A 15,602-nucleotide genomic window follows, 5' to 3' on the forward strand; every position below is an offset into this window, starting at 1 on the left:
CCGCCGTCTGGATCTTCTCCTCAGACCGCGAACGGTCAGTGCTGGGAGACCCAGTGCAGCGACAGGTCCGTGGCCTTGCGCTCGGCCCTGATCTCCATCCACTCGCCGAGGATCGTGGCGTGGTCCATGACGACCAGGGCGCCCTGGTCGTCATAGGTCGCCCGTTCGCTGACGAAGACCGGGCTGCCCGCCGGGTGCTGCAGCCGCGCCGCGACCAGGGTGGTGAGCAGGGCCGGCCTGACCCGTTCGGTCGCCCGGTGCACTCGCGCGCCGACGTCGGTGAGCGCGGTGTACAACGGGGTCTCGGTGAAATCGATCCCCTTGATCGCCGACGCGTACGGTTCGACGATCCAGGAGATCTGGTGGACGGCGGGTCGGCCCAGCAGATGCCGTACGCGTGCCAGCCGGAGGGCCCGGCGGCCGGCCGGCGCGTCGCCCAGCAGCCGGGTGAGCGAGCGCGGGGCCTGCCGGATCGCGGCCGACAGCACCTCGGTCCGCAGGGGGTAACCCTGCCTGCGCAGGTCGTCGCCGAGACTGCGCAGCGTGTCGAGGGGGTACTCCGCGCTGGCCGGCGTCACATAAGTGCCGCGGCCGGCCCGCTGGACGATCAGACCCTCGCCGCTGAGGACCTGCAACGCCTGCCGCAGCGTCATCATCGTCACGCCGTAGAAGGCGCTGAGCTCACGCTGCGCGGGCAGCGCCTCGCCCGCGCGGTAGCGGCCCGACTTGATCTTGTGGGTCAGGTCGTCGGCGATGGCGCGGTAGCGGGGCGTACTGCTCATCTGGCTCCCTGGTCGAGTGCGCGTCGCATGCTCGCCACATATTCTCCCAACTCGCGTGGCCGGGCGCCGTCGAGGAGCTTGCGCATCAGCGCCGAAGCCACCACGACGCCGTCGGCGTGCCCCGCCAGATCGGCGGCCTGCGCCGGGTTGGAGACCCCGAAACCGAACAGGACCGGCCGGTCGGTGAGTCCCTTGAGCTCGCGGCCGAGCCGGGCGGCCTGCTCGGGAATCTCGCCGCGCTCGCCGGTGGTGCCCATGCGGGTCAGGGCGTAGACGAAGCCCCGGCTGCGCTCGGTGATCTCGCGCAGTCTGGCCCGGGAGGAGGACGGAGCGGCGAGCAGCACGAGATCCAGGCCCTCGGCCGCCGCGGCGTCCGCCAGCTCCCCGACCTCCTCCAGGGGCGAGTCGGGCACGATCAGCCCGCGCAGCCCGCTCGCGGTGAGCGCCGCACAGAACTCCGCGGTGCTCTGCTGCACCACCAGATTGCTGTAGGTCATCGCGATGAGCGGCACGTCGACGTCGAGCGTCGCGACCTCCTGGAGGATCCCCTTGACCGTGGTCCCGGCCGCGATCGCCCGGTCTGCGGCCTCCTGGATCGTGACGCCGTCCAGCATGGGATCGGAGAAGGGGAAGCCCAGCTCGACGGCGTCGGCTCCGGCGTCGGCGTAGGCACGGACGACGTCCGTCCACCCGGGGGTGACCCCGGCGGTGACATAGGGCACCAGCAGGGGACGCCCCATGCCACGGCGTGCGATCAGGAATTCTTCCAGGGACCCGGTCACAGCAGCTCCTTGATGGAGGCGATGTCCTTGTCTCCCCTGCCGGAGAGAGTCAGCATCACGGTCGACCCCGGCGCGATCCCGCCGGACTCGGCGGCCCGGATCACCCAGGCCACGGCGTGCGAGGACTCCAGCGCGGCCAGGATCCCCTCGGTGCGGGCCAGGCGCAGCAGCGCCTGGACGACCTCTTCGTCGTTCACGGTCTCGTAGCGGGCGCGTCCCCCGTCGCGCAGCTGGGCGTGCTCGGGGCCGATCCCCGGATAGTCGAGGCCGGCCGCGACCGAATGGGCCTCCGTCACCTGGCCGTCCTCGTCCTGGAGGACCAGCGAGCGGAAGCCGTGCAGCACCCCGGCCCTGCCGAAGGTCGCCGCCGCACCGCCCTCGGCCTCGACTCCGACGAGCCGGGCGGTGGTGTCGACGAAGCCGGCGAACGTGCCCGCGGCGTTGGAGCCGCCGCCGACGCAGGCGACCACGTAGTCGGGCACACCGACGGGGAGTTCGGCGGCGCACTGGGCGCGGGCCTCCTCACCGATCACCCGCTGGAACTCGCGCACCATCCACGGATAGGGATGCGGGCCCATCACCGACCCGATGCAGTAGTAGGAGTCGTCCACCGACGACACCCAGTGCCGCATCGCCTCGTTGCAGGCGTCCTTGAGGGTGCGGCTCCCGGTCGTGACCGGCACGACCTCCGCGCCCAGCACGTTCATCCGCAGAACGTTGAGCTCCTGCCGTTCGATGTCGCGCTCGCCCATGAACACGGTCGCCTTGAGGCCCAGGAGCGCCGCGGCGGTGGCCGTGGCGACGCCGTGCTGGCCCGCGCCGGTCTCGGCCAGCAGCCGTTCCTTGCCCATCCGGTGAGCGAGCAGCGCCTGGCCGATCACATTGTTGATCTTGTGTGAGCCGGTGTGCGCGAGATCCTCGCGTTTGAGGAACAGGGTGATGCCGAGCTCACGGGAGAGCCGCCAGGCGGGGGTCAACGGAGTGGGGCGGCCGGCGTAGACCGTGAGCAGGGTGTCGAGCCTGCCGCGGAACTCGGGGTCGCTCCAGGCCTCACGGAACGCCGTCTCGATCTCGTGGCAGGCCGGGATCAGCGACTCCGGCACGTACCGCCCGCCATAGGTGCCGAACCGGCCGGTGGCGCCGGGGTCGCTCATCGCGCGGGCGGCGGCGGGCACCATGACGCCCTGCCGGCCGGACCAGGACATCTCGTCCATGACCGTCTTCTCTCTCTCGACTGTTCTAGAACAGTAGCCCAGGATCGCCGGTCGGCGAACCCCGGGGGCGCGGAGCGGTCTGTGCCGGAGGGGCGGTAATTTGGCGAGCACTCGACTTTCCAGGAGAGACATGCCGGCCGCCCAGTCCCGCCTTCTGTACGTCAGCGACCTGGCCTACCAGGCCCGCGGACGCCGATACTGCGACGAGGACATCTTCCTGACCTCGGAGCTGCGTGCGGAGTTCGACGTCGCCCTGTGCCATCCGCTGGACGCGGTCGCGCTGATGGACGCCTTCGACGCGGTCGTGGTCCGCAACAGCGGGCCCGTGCTGAACTACCGGGCGGCGTACGACGCCTTCCGCGACCGGGCGCTCGGCGGCGGCGTGCGCGTCTACAACCAGCTGACGGGCAAGGCCGACATGGTCGGCAAGCAGTACCTCGCGGACCTGAGCGCCGCGGGGTATCCGGTCATCCCGACCGTGGACCGCCCCCAGGACGTCGGCCGCCTGCCCGAGTCGGACGAGTACGTGGTCAAGCCCACGTTCGGCGCGGACTCCATCGGCCTGGAATTCGTTCCCCGGGACCGGCTGGGGAGCCTGACCCACGACGGCGTCCTCATCCAGCCGCGCATCCGCTTCCGGCACGAGATCTCGTTCTACTTCATCGACCATGCCTTCCAGTACGCCCTCTACGCGCCCCGGCCCGATCAGCGGTGGGAGCTGGAACCGTACGAGGCCACCGCGCCGGACCTGGTCTTCGCGCAGCGTTTCGTCGACTGGAACGACATCGGGCACGGCATCCAGCGCGTGGACGCCTGCCGTACCCAGGACGGCGAGCTCCTGCTGGTCGAGTTGGAGGACCTCAACCCCTACCTGTCCCTGGACCTGGTGGCCCCCGAGGTCAGGGACGCCTTCGTCGCGAACCTGAAGGCGTCCCTGCACGGCCTGCTCGGCGAGGCTCCCCCTCCTGAGCCGCACGGACGCCCTTCGGGGGCGCGGCGGCACGGATGACGCGGCGTCAGGTTCGGGAGAGCTGTCGACACTCATACCGTCCGGTCGGTACGCTCCTGGGAGACCGTGAGGAGAACCCATGGATTTCGCGTTCGACGCCACGACCGAGAAGCTGCGCGGGCAACTGCTCGACTTCATGGAAGAGTGCGTCCACCCGGCGGAGGAGGCCTTCGAGGCCCAGGCGGCCGAGAGCGGATGGGCCAGCCCCCCGCTGCTGGAGGACCTCAAACAGGAAGCGCGCAAACGGGGGCTGTGGAACCTGTTCCTGCCCGGCGGGCACGGCGCGGGGCTGACCAACCTGCAGTACGCCCCGCTGGCCGAGATCATGGGCCGTTCCCCGAGGATCGCCCCCACCGCCACCAACTGCGCCGCCCCGGACACCGGCAACATGGAAGTGCTGTCCATGTTCGGCAACGAGTGGCAGCGCGAGCAGTGGCTGGAGCCGCTGCTGCGCGGGGAGATCCGGTCGGCGTTCGCGATGACCGAGCCGGACTCCGCGTCGTCGGACGCCACGAACATCGCGCTGTCGATCGTCCGGGACGGCTCCGAATACGTGATCAACGGCCGCAAGTGGTTCGCCTCCGGCGCGATGAATCCCAACTGCAGGATCCTCATCGTGATGGGCAAGACCGATCCGGAGGCGTCCTCGCACCGGCAGCAGTCCATGGTCCTGGTGCCGCGTGACACGCCCGGCCTGGACATCCGGCGGGGCATGCGCGTGTTCGGCTACTCCGACGCCGACCACGGCGGCCACGCCGAGATCGCGTTCGACGACGTCAGGGTGCCGGTGGACAACCTGATCGGCGAGGAGGGCGGCGGCTTCGCGATCGCCCAGGCACGCCTCGGCCCCGGCCGCATCCACCACTGCATGCGGCTGATCGGCATGGCCGAGCGGGCCGTCGAGCTGATGTGTACACGCACCCTGTCGCGGACCACGTTCGGCAGGCCGATCGCCCAGCAGGGGGTCGTCCAGGACTGGATCGCCGAGTCCAGGGTGAAGATCGAGCAGCTCCGCCTGCTGGTGCTGAAGACCGCCTGGCTGATGGACACCGTCGGCAACCGCGGCGCCCACACCGAGATCCAGGCCATCAAGATCGCCACTCCGCGCGACGTGGAGTGGATCCTGGACAAGGCCATCCAGGCCCACGGCGCCGGAGGCGTCAGCCAGGACTTCCCGCTAGCCGGCCTCTGGGCGGGCGCGCGGTCCCTGCGGCTCGCCGACGGGCCCGACGAGGTGCACAAGCGCTCGCTGGCCTACCGCGAGCTCAAGAAGTACATGACCTGAGCTCGCATGCCTCCGGTCGCCTCGCCGCGGCCGGTGGCACCTCGGCGTTCCCGTGTCCGGGCGGGGCCAGATCTTCGACGGAAGGAGTGTTCGTTCGTGGTGGACGGAGAGACGATCGGGGAGCGCGTAGCCGCGCTCCTGGCCGGGCACGACCCGGCCGACCGGCTGGAGTTCCTGCGGGCCCGGTTCGACGCGGGCCTGGCCTGGGTGCACTTCCCCGAAGGGCTCGGCGGGCTCGGCGCCCCCCGGGAGCTGCAGCAGGTGGTGGAGCGGGAGCTCGCCGGAACCCCGCAGCTCGACACCGGGGTACAGGCGATCGGGCTGGGCATGGCCGCGCCGACGATCCTGACGTTCGGCACCGAGGAGCAGAAGAAACGGTTCCTGCGCCCGCTGTGGACGGGGGAGGAGATCTGGTGCCAGCTCTTCAGCGAGCCCGGCGCCGGATCGGACCTGGCGACCCTCGGCACGCGGGCGGTCCGGGACGGTGACGAGTGGGTCGTCGACGGGCAGAAGGTGTGGACCTCCGGCGCCCACCACGCCCGCTGGGCGATCCTGGTCGCCCGGACCGACGTGGACGTGCCCAAGCACCGGGGCCTCACCTACTTCGTGTGCGACATGCACGCCCCCGGCGTCGATGTCAGGCCGCTGCGGCAGATCACCGGCGAGGCCGAGTTCAACGAGGTCTTCCTCACCGGCGTACGGCTCGCCGACTCCCTGCGGCTCGGCGAAGTGGGCGACGGGTGGCGGGTCGCGCAGACCACGCTCATGAACGAGCGGGTGGCGATCGGCGGCGCGCCGGTACGGCGGGGCGGCGGCATGATCGGCCTGGTCGCCGACACCTGGCGGTCCCGCCCCGAACTGCGCACCCACGACCTGCACCAGCGGCTGCTCCGGCTCTGGGTGGAGGCCGATGTGACGCGGCTGGCCGGCGCCCGGCTGCGCGAGCAGCTCTCGGCCGGCCAGCCGGGACCGGAGGGCTCGGGCATGAAGCTCTCCTTCGCCTCGCTCAACCAGGCGCTGTCCGGGCTGGACGTCGAGCTGCGCGGCGAGGAGGGACTCGGCTACGACGACTGGACGTTCCGCCGCTCCGACAGCGTCGACTTCTTCGGCCGTGGCCCCGGATACCGCTATCTGCGCGCCAAGGGGAACTCGATCGAGGGCGGTACCTCGGAGATCCTGCGCAACATCGTCGCCGAGCGGGTCCTCGGCCTGCCGTCCGAACCCCGCGTCGACAAGGACGTGCCCTGGAAGGACCTGCCCCGTTGAGCGCGGTGGCCCGCGTGGCGAATGAGGAGTGGTGAGCGACCGATGACACTGCTGTACACCGAGGTCGAAGAGGAGCTCCGGGCTTCCGTGCGCGACCTGCTCGCCGACCGCTGCGGGCCCGACGCCGTGCTGAAGCGGGTCGAGTCCGCCTCGCCATACGACATGGATCTGTGGAAGACGCTGTCGCGGGAGATCGGGGTGGCGGGGCTGCTCGTGCCCGAGGAGTACGGCGGCGCGGGGGCGTCGGCGCGGGAGGCCGCGGTGGTGCTGGAGGAGCTGGGCCGGGCGGTGGCGCCGGTGCCGTTCCTCACCAGCTCGGTGCTCGCGACCCAGGCCCTGCTCCAGGCCGGCGAGAAGGACCTCATCCGGGAGCTCGCCTCCGGTGAGACCACGGCGGCGCTGGCCGTCTCGCTGGCGGCCTCGCCGTACCGGCCGCTGCCGGCGACCGTCACGGTCACCGACCGGGGGACGCTGAGCGGGGAGGTCAGGGCGGTGGCCGGCGCGGACGTGGCCGACGTGCTGCTCGTCCCCGTCGGCACGGCGCTCTACCGGGTGGCGGCGGAGCACGTCCGGATCGAGGTCGTGCCGTCGCTCGACCTGACCCGGCCGATCGCCACCGTCACGTTCTCCGACACCCCCGGTGAGGTGATCGGCCATCTCGACGCGCGGAAGGTGCTGTCCTTCGGCGCGGGGCTGCTCGCCTCCGAGCAGCTCGGGGTCGCCGAGTGGTGCCTGGACACGACGCTCGCCTACATCAAGGAGCGTCACCAGTTCGCCCGGCCGGTCGGTTCCTTCCAGGCGATCAAGCATCGGATGGCCGACCTCTGGCTGGACGTGGTGCGTGCCCGTGCGGCGGCCAGGAACGCCGCGGACCTGCTGGCGGCCCCTCCTGCCCCGGACGCGGCGGCGGCCGTGGAGATCGAGGCGGCGTCGGCGGTGGCGAAGTCCTGGTGTTCGGAGACGGTGGTGCACGTCGCCGAGGAGGGCGTGCAGCTCCACGGCGGGACCGGGATGACCTGGGAGCACCCCCTCCACCTGTATCTCAAGCGGGCGAAGTCCACCGGGATCGCGCTCGGAACCCCCGGCGCCCACCGGGACGCCCTAGCCGTCCTCGCGGACCTGCCCGCCCCCGCCTGACGGTTCTCCGGCGAGGAGTGACGCGACCGGGGCAACCCGCCCGCGTCTCGTGGCTTTCCTGCGAGACGGTCCCGTTCTGCGCGGTGGGGATGGGCTGCTCGCGGCCGAGCCGGTCATCGTGACCGCAAAGAGGTACGGCCGGCACCCGAGTGCCGGCCGTACCTCCCGGGAAGGTCAGTGCACGGGCTCGGTGTCCTCCCGGGCGTACCGGGGGAGGAGGAAACCGGCCAGGAAGGTCAGCGCGACCATCCCGGCGACGACCCAGAAGGTGTGCTGCGCCGCGACGGTGGGGTCACCGCCCAGCGCGCCGAAGAAGACCGTGCCGAGCAGGGCCACCCCGAGGGCGGCACCGAGCTGCTGGAGCGCGGTCAGCGTGCCGGAGGCGGAGCCGGTCTCGTGCGGGTCGACGCCGGACAGCGCGATCTGGAAGTACGGGCCCATGACCAGGCCCGACCCCAGGCCGGTGACGAGCAGGGCGGGGGCGAGCTGCCAGGGACCGGTCCCGGGGCCGAGCAGCAGCAGGAGGGCGACGACTCCGGCCGTCATGATCACGGCGCCCGCCAGCAGCACCTTGCGGCCGTGCCGCTTGACCGCCTGCATGACGCCCATTCCGACGATCATGCCCGCGGAGAGCGGGACACCGGCCAGACCGGCCTTCAGCGGGGTGTAGCCGAGGCCGAGCTGGGTGTAGAGGTTGAAGACCAGGCCGAACCCGGTGAACGCGGAGAAGTAGATCGTGCCGACGAACATGCCGCCGATGAACGCGCGCTTGCGGAACAGACTCGGCGCGATCAGCGGGTCACCGCCCTGGCGGCTCCGGCGCGACTCGTACCAGCCGAAGAAGGCGAACACCGCCACCGAAGCGGCCATCATCGCGAACGTCCAGACCGGCCAGCCGTGCTCGCGGCCCTGGACGAGCGGGAAGACGATCAGCAGCGAGCCGAGGGAGGCCAGCAGCGCGCCGGGCAGGTCGAGCCGGACCGTCCGGGACCGGCCGGTGGCGGGCAGGAACCTCATCGCGGCCAGCACCGTGACCAGGCCGATCGGCAGGTTGATCAGGAAGATCATGCGCCAGCCGGTGCCGAAGAAGTCGGCGTCGACCAGCCAGCCCGCCAGGATCGGCCCGCCGATCGCGGACAGTCCCATGATCGGGCCGAACGCCGCGAAGGCCGACTGCAGCTCCTTGGGCGGGAACATCTCCTTCATCATGCCGAGCCCCTGCGGGACCATCGCGGCTCCGAACAGGCCCTGGACCACCCGGGCGGCGATCACGGTCTCCGGTGAGACGGCGACGGCGCAGAGCAGCGAGCCGACCACGAAGCCGGTCGCGCCGATGAGGAACATCCGCTTGCGGCCGACGATGTCACCCAGCCGCCCGCCGGTGAGCAGCCCGGCCGTCATGGCCAGCGTGTAGGCCACGCCGAGCCACTGGATCATCGAACTCCCGCCGCCGAGGTCGGCCTGCATGGTCGGACCGGCGATGCTGGTGACGGTGGCGTCGAGGAGCTCCATCACCGAGCCGGCGAGGATCACGAAGAGGGCCGGCCAGCGCCACCTGTACGGCGCGACCTCGGCGCCTCCGGGGGCTTGCGCCGGGTGGGTGTCGAGGGTCGTCATCGCTCCTCCAGAGCAGATCGGATGGGGGACGCGGCGCCACGGGGGAGCGGTACTCCCGCGATCGTTGGTGCGTTCGGGGTTTTTTTTTGGCGGAACGATTCGAGCTGTTCCATAATATCAGAACGGAATGCTTCATTCCGCAATGAGCTGTCTTTCTGGCCTGAGGTCGTCTCTCCGGTCGATGGTCCGCGATCCGGACCCTCGTTCCGGCCGTGAGAACCACGTTAGGGTCGACAAAGGTCAGTTTCTGACCTGAATAGCCGGGATCGTGAGGACATGGCGAACACGAGTTCACGGACGCTGCGGCTGCTCTCCCTGCTGCAGACGCACCGCTACTGGCCGGGCGGCGAGTTGGCCGACCGGCTTGAGGTGTCGGTCCGCACCCTGCGCCGCGACGTCGACCGGCTGCGCGAGCTGGGTTACCCGGTGGAGGCCCACCGGGGCGTCGACGGCGGCTACCAGCTCGCCGCCGGTGCCGTGCTTCCCCCGCTGGTGCTCGACGACGACGAGGCGGTCGCACTCACCATCGGGCTGCAGGCCGCCGCCCAGGGGGCGGTCGCCGGGATCGAGGAGTTCTCGATCAGCGCGCTCACCAAGGTCGTGCAGGTCATGCCGCCGAGGCTGCGCCGGCGGGTCGACGCGCTGCGCGCGGTGACGGTGCCCGCCCCCTCGGGGCCCGGCTCGACCGTCGGCGCGGAGGCACTGACGGCCGTCGCCCAGGCCTGCCGGGACGAGGAGCGGCTGCGGTTCTCCTACACGGCGCGGGACGGCGCGCAGACGGCGCGCCATGTCGAGCCCCACCGGCTGGTCTCACTCGGGCGCCGCTGGTATCTGGTCGCCTACGACCTGGTCCGCCACGACTGGCGCAGCTTCCGGCTCGACCGGCTCGACGATCCGCGCAGCACCGGGGAGCGGTTCCGGCCGCGCGAACTGCCCGCCACCGACGCCGCGGCGTTCGTCCGGGCCGGGAACGACAACGTCTCCCCGGCCTACACCGTCGAGGCGCTGGTGCACGCGCCCGCGGCGACGGTCCGTTCCATGGTCGGCCGGTGGGGGACGGTCGAGGAGGTCGACGACCGGCGATGCCGGGTGCGGATGGCCACCGAGGTGCTCGACTGGCCGGCGCAGGCCCTGGGCGGCATCGGCGTGGAGTTCGAGGTGCTCGGCCCGCCCGAGTTCGCCGACCACCTTCGCGAGCTGGGCGCCCGCTTCACCCGCGCCGCCGGCGGGTAGCCCGTCGGGCCGGCCCGACGTACATCAGGGTGTCGACGATCCGGACGGCGAGCGCGCCAGAGCCGGAGCCGGAGCCGGGGTTGGAGCCGGGGCCAGAGCCGGGGTCGGGGTCGGGCGGAGGGTCACCCGGGGGGCGCCGGCCGATCCGGTCGCAGTGAGGTGAGCAGCAGGTCGGCGAAGTGCCCGCCGACCTCGGCGCCCGAGAGCGGGCCCTCCGCGCTGTACCAGGTGCCCAGGTGGTGGACCGAGCCGAAGAAGAAGTCGACGACGATCTCGGCGGGGGTGTCGTCTCTGAAGGTGCCCGCACGCTGGCCCTCGGTGACGAGGTCGCGGAAGCACTCGTGGTAGCGGCGGCGCTCGGCTCGGACGCTCTTGTAGGTGTCGGGGGCGAGCGAGTGCATGGAACGGAAGAAAACCTTGGAGTCGTCCAGGTTCTCCACCGTGGTCCGCACGACGTCGGCGGCGGCGGCGTGCAGGCGTTCGGCCAGCGGGCCGGGGCCGTCGGCGAAGTGGGTGAGCCGCTCCATCTGCATGCGCAGCACCCGCCCGTAGATCTCGTGGAGCAGGTCGTCCTTGGAGTCGAAGTAGTGGTACATGGCGCCCTTGGTGACGCCGGCCGCCGTCACGATCTCCTGCACCGAGGTGCTCTCGAAGCCCCGCTCGGCGAACAGGCGGGTGGCCTCGGCGAGCAGGCGCTGCCGTACCGGCTCCTGGTCCTGAGTCATCGGTCTCCCCCAAAATGTGGTGCGGATAGCATACCGACTGGTCGGTTAACCCATGGACGGGTATCCGAGGTGTGTTAGTTGCATCACCTTCGGATGCTTGGAGCCCCCACTCGGGTATTTCATAGTCAGGGATCTTCAGCGTCGCAGATCCGTCTTCTTGCACCCACCGACCCTTGGGGAGTTCGCTGTGCCCGGCGGATCAATCTACGTGACGCCCGACGACCAGGTTCACGGGCTGTCACCCCAGGTCATGTACGAGCAGTTCTGGATCAAAGACGCCGACCAGCGCCGGAAGATGCGCATGGTCAAGGCCGCGGTGGGCCTGGTGGTGGGGCTGGTGCTCGCCTACCGGTTCGCGCTGCCCAGCCCCCCGGTGATCGGGATCCTGGCCGGTCTGCTGGTCGGCGCGGCCGACGCGTTCTGGGCCTGGCACTCCTACGAGGCCACCGCGGTCTGGCGGGGCAGGCGCCGCGGCGAGAACATCACCGGCAAGCTGCTCCGCCGCAAACTCCGCAGGCGCGGCTACCAGGTCCTCGACGGCCGTGCCGTGCCCGGCCAGGCGTCGATCGACCACCTCGTCATCGGCCCCGGCGGCATCTGGGTCGTCGACAACGAGGCGTGGGACCCGGACACCGAGATCGCCCGGTACGGCGAGCGGCTGTTCCTCGGCGAGAAGTACGGCACCAAGGTGGCCAAGGCGCTCGTCGACGCCTCCGACGCACTGGCCCAGGTGCTCTCCCGCGAGTCCGGCATCCCCGTCACGATCGAACCGCTGCTCGCCGTACACGGCGGGAAGATCCGGCGGACGGTCACCGCCGAGGGGCTCACGCTGCTCAAGCCGCGCCTGGTGGCCCGCTGGATCACACAGGGGCCCCGGGCGGAGTTCGACGAGCAGCAGGTGGAACTGCTCGTCCGGACCGCCGCCCGGGTGCTGCGCCGGATGGGCTGACCGGCCTGCGTCGCCCCGCTGTACGGCAGGACCGGGATCGGGGCTCTTCGAAGTCAAGCGGGGTTGAGGCATCCACGGCTCTTCCGAGTGGTGGCGCGGCGGGTGCGTGACCGCTGGTTTCCGGGGTCGCGGAAGTCGTACGCGCCCCGCCACCGCTCATGGCTTCAGCTTAAGCCGCTTCTTCGACGCACCCGGGAACACGACGACCAGGTGCTGCTCCTCCCCTGCGTCGTCGACCCGCACGTAGACACGGAGCCGGTAGCGGCCCTTCCCCGCGATCGCCAGGTTCGGCATCGGGGCACCCGCGCCCACGTCTCCGCCCTCGCCCATCTCCGGCACGGTGAGCCGGCCGCTGCGGCTGATGATCGGCACCTCGTTGACCTGATCCCACCCGGCCGTCCGCTGTGGCGGCGCGGTGCGGAAGGCCTTCACTGTAAGGCACAGATCAACGACGTCTTCGACGTGCCCGATGAGCACCGAACTGCCGGCCACCCCGATGAGGGCGCTGTCGTCGTAGGCCTTGTCCATCGCCTGCTCCGCCGCCTCCTCGGCCGCTTCGTCTTCGGGGTCGTAGATCGAATAGCCGGGATCGCCGTCGACGAACAGGAAGTATTTGGCCGTGGCCTGGACGACACCCTTCGTCCGGGGCCACGGGTCGCGGCACTTCGCGTTCTCCTCGGCGATATAGGCGGTGTTGGCCTCCTCCGTCTCCGTGGTCGACCGCAGCAACTCGGGATGGGTTGCGCCGACGATCTCCGGGCAGACGTAGACGAGGTCCCACGGGTCCGCGCCCCAGGCGGGCCGCGCGCTCCCGGCCCGCGTCAGGATCGCCTCCTGCTCGTCGCGGCCCTTTGTACGGCACAGCGCCCGCCCGTACGCGAGGATTCCCTGGTCCGACAGGCTGTCCGGGAACATGGGCGGGACCCCGCCCTCTGTGCTCCGCGCCTGGCACAGGAATGCGGCGTCGCGTTCCGCAGGTTTCAGGTCGCCGAAGCTGGGCCGGTCATAGCAGTCCATCGACCAGCCGGTGTAGGTGAGGTGCGGGGTCTGCTCCGGGTGGATCAGTGCGATGATCGGCAGTACGGCCACGGCCGCCACCGCGACGCGGATCACGCGCCGCCGCGCGGGCGGAAGGTCCGCCGGGCGGCCCTCAGCGGGCAGTTCACGGGCGGTCGCCGCAATCCACACGGTGGTGATGAGCCCTACCGCGTCAATCATGACCAGAATCGCCAGACTGCCGCTGGAGATCCTTCCGAAGAGAATGTTGAGCGGGATCACCAGCGCGTAGACACCCAGCGACAACCATCCGGCGACCTGCGTGCCGCGGCTCCACCGGCCGTCGCGCCGCTGCCCGACGACCGTGATGATGGTCGCCGCCACTCCACCCAGTATCAAGCCCGATTCGACGATGTCGCCCGATCCGAACTCTGGGAGGTCGAGTTCGTCGAGCAGTTCGTTGGCCATCCCGGCCAGCTCGATCGCGAACATCGCTCCGGCCGCCGCGCGCAGTATGCGGGACCGCCAGCGGATAACGAGCAGGTAGAGGACGTCGATCGCGGTCCACAGCGCAAGCTGGAATGCCATGTCGACCGCGTCGGGGAGCAGCGCGATCGGATACCACAGCACGAGGGTGTACGCCACTGCCAGATACAGCAGTCGGCGCAGCGCCTTCGCCCGGCGGTCCAGCGGTCCCGGCGCGGGGGCACGCAGGATCAGCCACAGGAGCGCGGCCTTCACCAGGGCGGCCATGATCAGCACCACAGTCGTCGGGGTGTCAAACCCGCTGCGCGCATAGAACTCCGCATAGGCCGGCGGCGACCATTCGACGGCCATCCAGAGCCAGGCGTCGTCGAAAACCAGGCCCGCGACCGCCGCCGCAAGAACCAGGCCTACTAATCCAATCCTGATAATTCGCCAGAAACCATTCGAAGGCACGGGACGTGATCTTAGCGCGGCACCGCCGTACCGGCGGACACAGCGGAATGAGCGGTCCCGCCCCGCCGATCAGACGCGAAGCTTCCGCGTATGTCACACACTCGCGCGCGTGAGTTCCCTGGAGCAATATGGGGAGTCATGCCTCCAGGCATCGGCGTAACAGCTCATGTTTGGCTTGAGTGTGGGGGCGGCAGAGCCATAGGGGGGGCCTTGGGGGTAGGCATGTTTCACTTTCCACCCGTCTTTGCGGAGCGGTCCACCGATCCATCTATCCAATAATGGTCAGGTTGCCACGACGTGAGACTTCGGCAAGCCGGATGGCTGCTGCTGGGAGGGGAGTTCGTCCCAGGTGCGCCCGTCGAGCAGTCGACCACCTGCTTTCGGGGTACGCCCCCACTGTTTGAAAAGAACGGTACGTGTTGGCCATGACGGTGCCTCCCTTGACCCCGGCATGCTGGGGAGTCGGGTTCGCGTCACAGAGGTGACAAATTTTGAGCGGTATTAATTTATCGCTTTGAGCGGTGGTGCGGTGACTTCTGGGCGGAGAAAGCGAGCTGAGAGCAGGTATGCCGAACAGGCGGCACGCCTGGGGCCAAAACTGAGGGAACTTCGCCTAAAAAGGGGTTACACGCAGCAGCAACTGGCGACCAGCGCGGAAATAGAGCTGTCGACTCTCAGGAAGATGGAAACAGCGGCGGTGGTCGAGCCGGGGTATTTCACCATTTTGAGCCTTCTCAAGGCGTTGGGAGCCAGGGTTGAAGATCTCATGGTCTGAGCGACTTCTGAAGATGAGAGGTCACCCCGCCACCTGGAACCAGACCGATCGGCCCGCCTCGTCGTCGTGGCGTGACGATCCCCAGGCGGTGGCGAGCAGGTCGACCAGCCACAGGCCCCGGCCGCCGTCGGCATCGGCGTCCGGCACATGCACGGCCGGGGTGCTGGTGGCCGAGCCGTCGTCGGTGACCTCCACATGGACGGCTTCTGGGCCGTAGGTCAGGTGGACGGTCACCCGGCCGCCCGCCGTACGGCCGGAGTCGGAGTGGGTGACCGCGTTGGTGACGACCTCGCTGAGCAGCAGCAGGACGTCGTCGAGCGCCGTGGGGGCGAGCCGTACGGCCAGCAGTCCGTGTGCCCAGGCGCGGGCGGCCGGTACGGAGGACACCTCGCCGGGAAATTCCCTGTGCCATGCGCATGGGTCGGATGATCCCGAGGGTGCGTCGTCGTGAGGGCCGGTCTGCTCCTGCGATCTCATGGGGTCACCTCGGCCATCACGATGTCGGCCGCGTTGTCGGCCTCGGCCAGCACCCATTCGCTCCGCCGCCACAGCCGCGCCCACCACGGCCGCCAGGTGAACACCCAGCCGCAGTAGCGCCGGACGACCGTGATCCGGGCCAGAATGCCGGCCGCTGAGTGGATCTCCAGGATGGGCTGCCCGGTCACCGGCAGGACCAGCGAGGTGCGCACCCCGAGCGTGCGCAGGTCCCAGCCGAGCCGCACCAGATGGATGAACCGCTCCTGCTGCTCGGCGGTCGTGGGACCCGGCGGCCTCCGGCGACCGTCAGCAGAACGGGAAAGGCCGTTTTCCTGATCGTGCATCGCTCGTTTTTCTCCTGTCGGAAGGGGGCTCTTCCCGCTTTCTTTTCCTTCCTGTCGGAAAGAGAAGGCGTG

15 protein-coding genes are annotated in these 15,602 nt (G+C 70.2%); 7 read left to right on the forward strand and 8 right to left on the reverse strand.

What is annotated here, in order from left to right; translation table 11 throughout:
- Positions 1-35: 35 nt before the first annotated feature.
- From OHA77_RS29660 to trpB, 3 genes are read right to left on the reverse strand one after another with little or no spacing between them, the layout of a single operon-like run.
- Entirely contained in the window at positions 36-782 is a 747-nt protein-coding gene (locus OHA77_RS29660) for a GntR family transcriptional regulator (RefSeq protein ID WP_406312681.1), read from the reverse strand.
- Positions 779-1,564 carry a tryptophan synthase subunit alpha gene (gene trpA / locus OHA77_RS29665; protein WP_406312682.1) on the reverse strand — a complete coding sequence of 262 codons (786 nt, stop codon included), beginning with the start codon at positions 1,562-1,564 and terminating at the stop codon, positions 779-781. Before trpA ends, OHA77_RS29660 begins: the two co-directional genes overlap by 4 nt.
- The gene (gene trpB / locus OHA77_RS29670; RefSeq protein ID WP_406312683.1) at positions 1,561-2,778 is read right to left on the reverse strand and encodes a tryptophan synthase subunit beta; all 1,218 of its coding nucleotides are present in this window, start codon (positions 2,776-2,778) and stop codon (positions 1,561-1,563) included. The genes trpA and trpB overlap by 4 nt, the downstream gene beginning before the upstream one ends.
- A 130-nt stretch (positions 2,779-2,908) precedes the next feature.
- Here trpB and OHA77_RS29675 point away from each other — a divergent pair, with 130 nt between their 5' ends.
- The 4 genes from OHA77_RS29675 (at position 2,909) to OHA77_RS29690 (ending at position 7,475) form a co-directional block, all read left to right on the forward strand.
- The gene (locus OHA77_RS29675; RefSeq protein ID WP_406312684.1) at positions 2,909-3,787 is read left to right on the forward strand and encodes a hypothetical protein; all 879 of its coding nucleotides are present in this window, start codon (positions 2,909-2,911) and stop codon (positions 3,785-3,787) included.
- 79 nt (positions 3,788-3,866) lie between these two features.
- The gene (locus OHA77_RS29680; protein WP_406312685.1) at positions 3,867-5,072 is read left to right on the forward strand and encodes an acyl-CoA dehydrogenase family protein; all 1,206 of its coding nucleotides are present in this window, start codon (positions 3,867-3,869) and stop codon (positions 5,070-5,072) included.
- A gap of 99 nt (positions 5,073-5,171) precedes the next feature.
- Positions 5,172-6,338: an acyl-CoA dehydrogenase family protein gene (locus OHA77_RS29685; RefSeq protein ID WP_326826902.1), complete on the forward strand. Its 1,167-nt coding sequence runs from the start codon at positions 5,172-5,174 to the stop codon at positions 6,336-6,338.
- A 42-nt stretch (positions 6,339-6,380) separates the two neighbouring features.
- Positions 6,381-7,475 carry an acyl-CoA dehydrogenase family protein gene (locus OHA77_RS29690; protein ID WP_406312687.1) on the forward strand — a complete coding sequence of 365 codons (1,095 nt, stop codon included), beginning with the start codon at positions 6,381-6,383 and terminating at the stop codon, positions 7,473-7,475.
- Positions 7,476-7,649: 174 nt separating this feature from the next.
- Here the strand turns inward: OHA77_RS29690 and OHA77_RS29695 are convergent, their stop codons facing one another.
- Positions 7,650-9,092, reverse strand: a complete 1,443-nt coding sequence (locus tag OHA77_RS29695; RefSeq protein ID WP_406312688.1) for an MFS transporter — start codon at positions 9,090-9,092, stop codon at positions 7,650-7,652.
- 276 nt (positions 9,093-9,368) lie between these two features.
- Between OHA77_RS29695 and OHA77_RS29700 the strand changes: the two genes are divergently transcribed.
- Positions 9,369-10,325: a helix-turn-helix transcriptional regulator gene (locus OHA77_RS29700; RefSeq protein ID WP_406312689.1), complete on the forward strand. Its 957-nt coding sequence runs from the start codon at positions 9,369-9,371 to the stop codon at positions 10,323-10,325.
- 122 nt (positions 10,326-10,447) lie between these two features.
- Here the strand turns inward: OHA77_RS29700 and OHA77_RS29705 are convergent, their stop codons facing one another.
- Complete coding sequence (locus tag OHA77_RS29705; protein WP_406312690.1) at positions 10,448-11,050, reverse strand: TetR/AcrR family transcriptional regulator; 603 nt, start codon at positions 11,048-11,050, stop codon at positions 10,448-10,450.
- Between the two features lie 187 nt (positions 11,051-11,237).
- On the opposite strand from OHA77_RS29705, the gene OHA77_RS29710 reads away from it, so the two are divergent.
- Positions 11,238-11,999 (forward strand): nuclease-related domain-containing protein, encoded by a 762-nt coding sequence (locus tag OHA77_RS29710; RefSeq protein WP_406312691.1) that lies wholly within the window; start codon positions 11,238-11,240, stop codon positions 11,997-11,999.
- Between the two features lie 156 nt (positions 12,000-12,155).
- On the opposite strand, the gene OHA77_RS29715 is transcribed toward OHA77_RS29710, so the two are convergent.
- Positions 12,156-13,934 carry a hypothetical protein gene (locus OHA77_RS29715; RefSeq protein ID WP_406312692.1) on the reverse strand — a complete coding sequence of 593 codons (1,779 nt, stop codon included), beginning with the start codon at positions 13,932-13,934 and terminating at the stop codon, positions 12,156-12,158.
- A gap of 514 nt (positions 13,935-14,448) precedes the next feature.
- Here OHA77_RS29715 and OHA77_RS29720 point away from each other — a divergent pair.
- On the forward strand, positions 14,449-14,709 hold the full coding sequence (locus tag OHA77_RS29720; RefSeq protein WP_406312693.1) for a helix-turn-helix domain-containing protein: 261 nt from the start codon (positions 14,449-14,451) through the stop codon (positions 14,707-14,709).
- 21 nt (positions 14,710-14,730) lie between these two features.
- Here the strand turns inward: OHA77_RS29720 and OHA77_RS29725 are convergent, their stop codons facing one another.
- Together OHA77_RS29725 and OHA77_RS29730 are read right to left on the reverse strand one after the other, a co-directional pair.
- Positions 14,731-15,096 (reverse strand): ATP-binding protein, encoded by a 366-nt coding sequence (locus OHA77_RS29725; RefSeq protein ID WP_406312694.1) that lies wholly within the window; start codon positions 15,094-15,096, stop codon positions 14,731-14,733.
- A gap of 86 nt (positions 15,097-15,182) precedes the next feature.
- The gene (locus OHA77_RS29730; RefSeq protein WP_326824889.1) at positions 15,183-15,530 is read right to left on the reverse strand and encodes a hypothetical protein; all 348 of its coding nucleotides are present in this window, start codon (positions 15,528-15,530) and stop codon (positions 15,183-15,185) included.
- Positions 15,531-15,602: the final 72 nt, after the last annotated feature.

Origin of the sequence: Streptosporangium sp. NBC_01639, from assembly GCF_045209755.1 — a bacterium.
In the GTDB taxonomy this organism is placed as follows: domain Bacteria; phylum Actinomycetota; class Actinomycetes; order Streptosporangiales; family Streptosporangiaceae; genus Streptosporangium.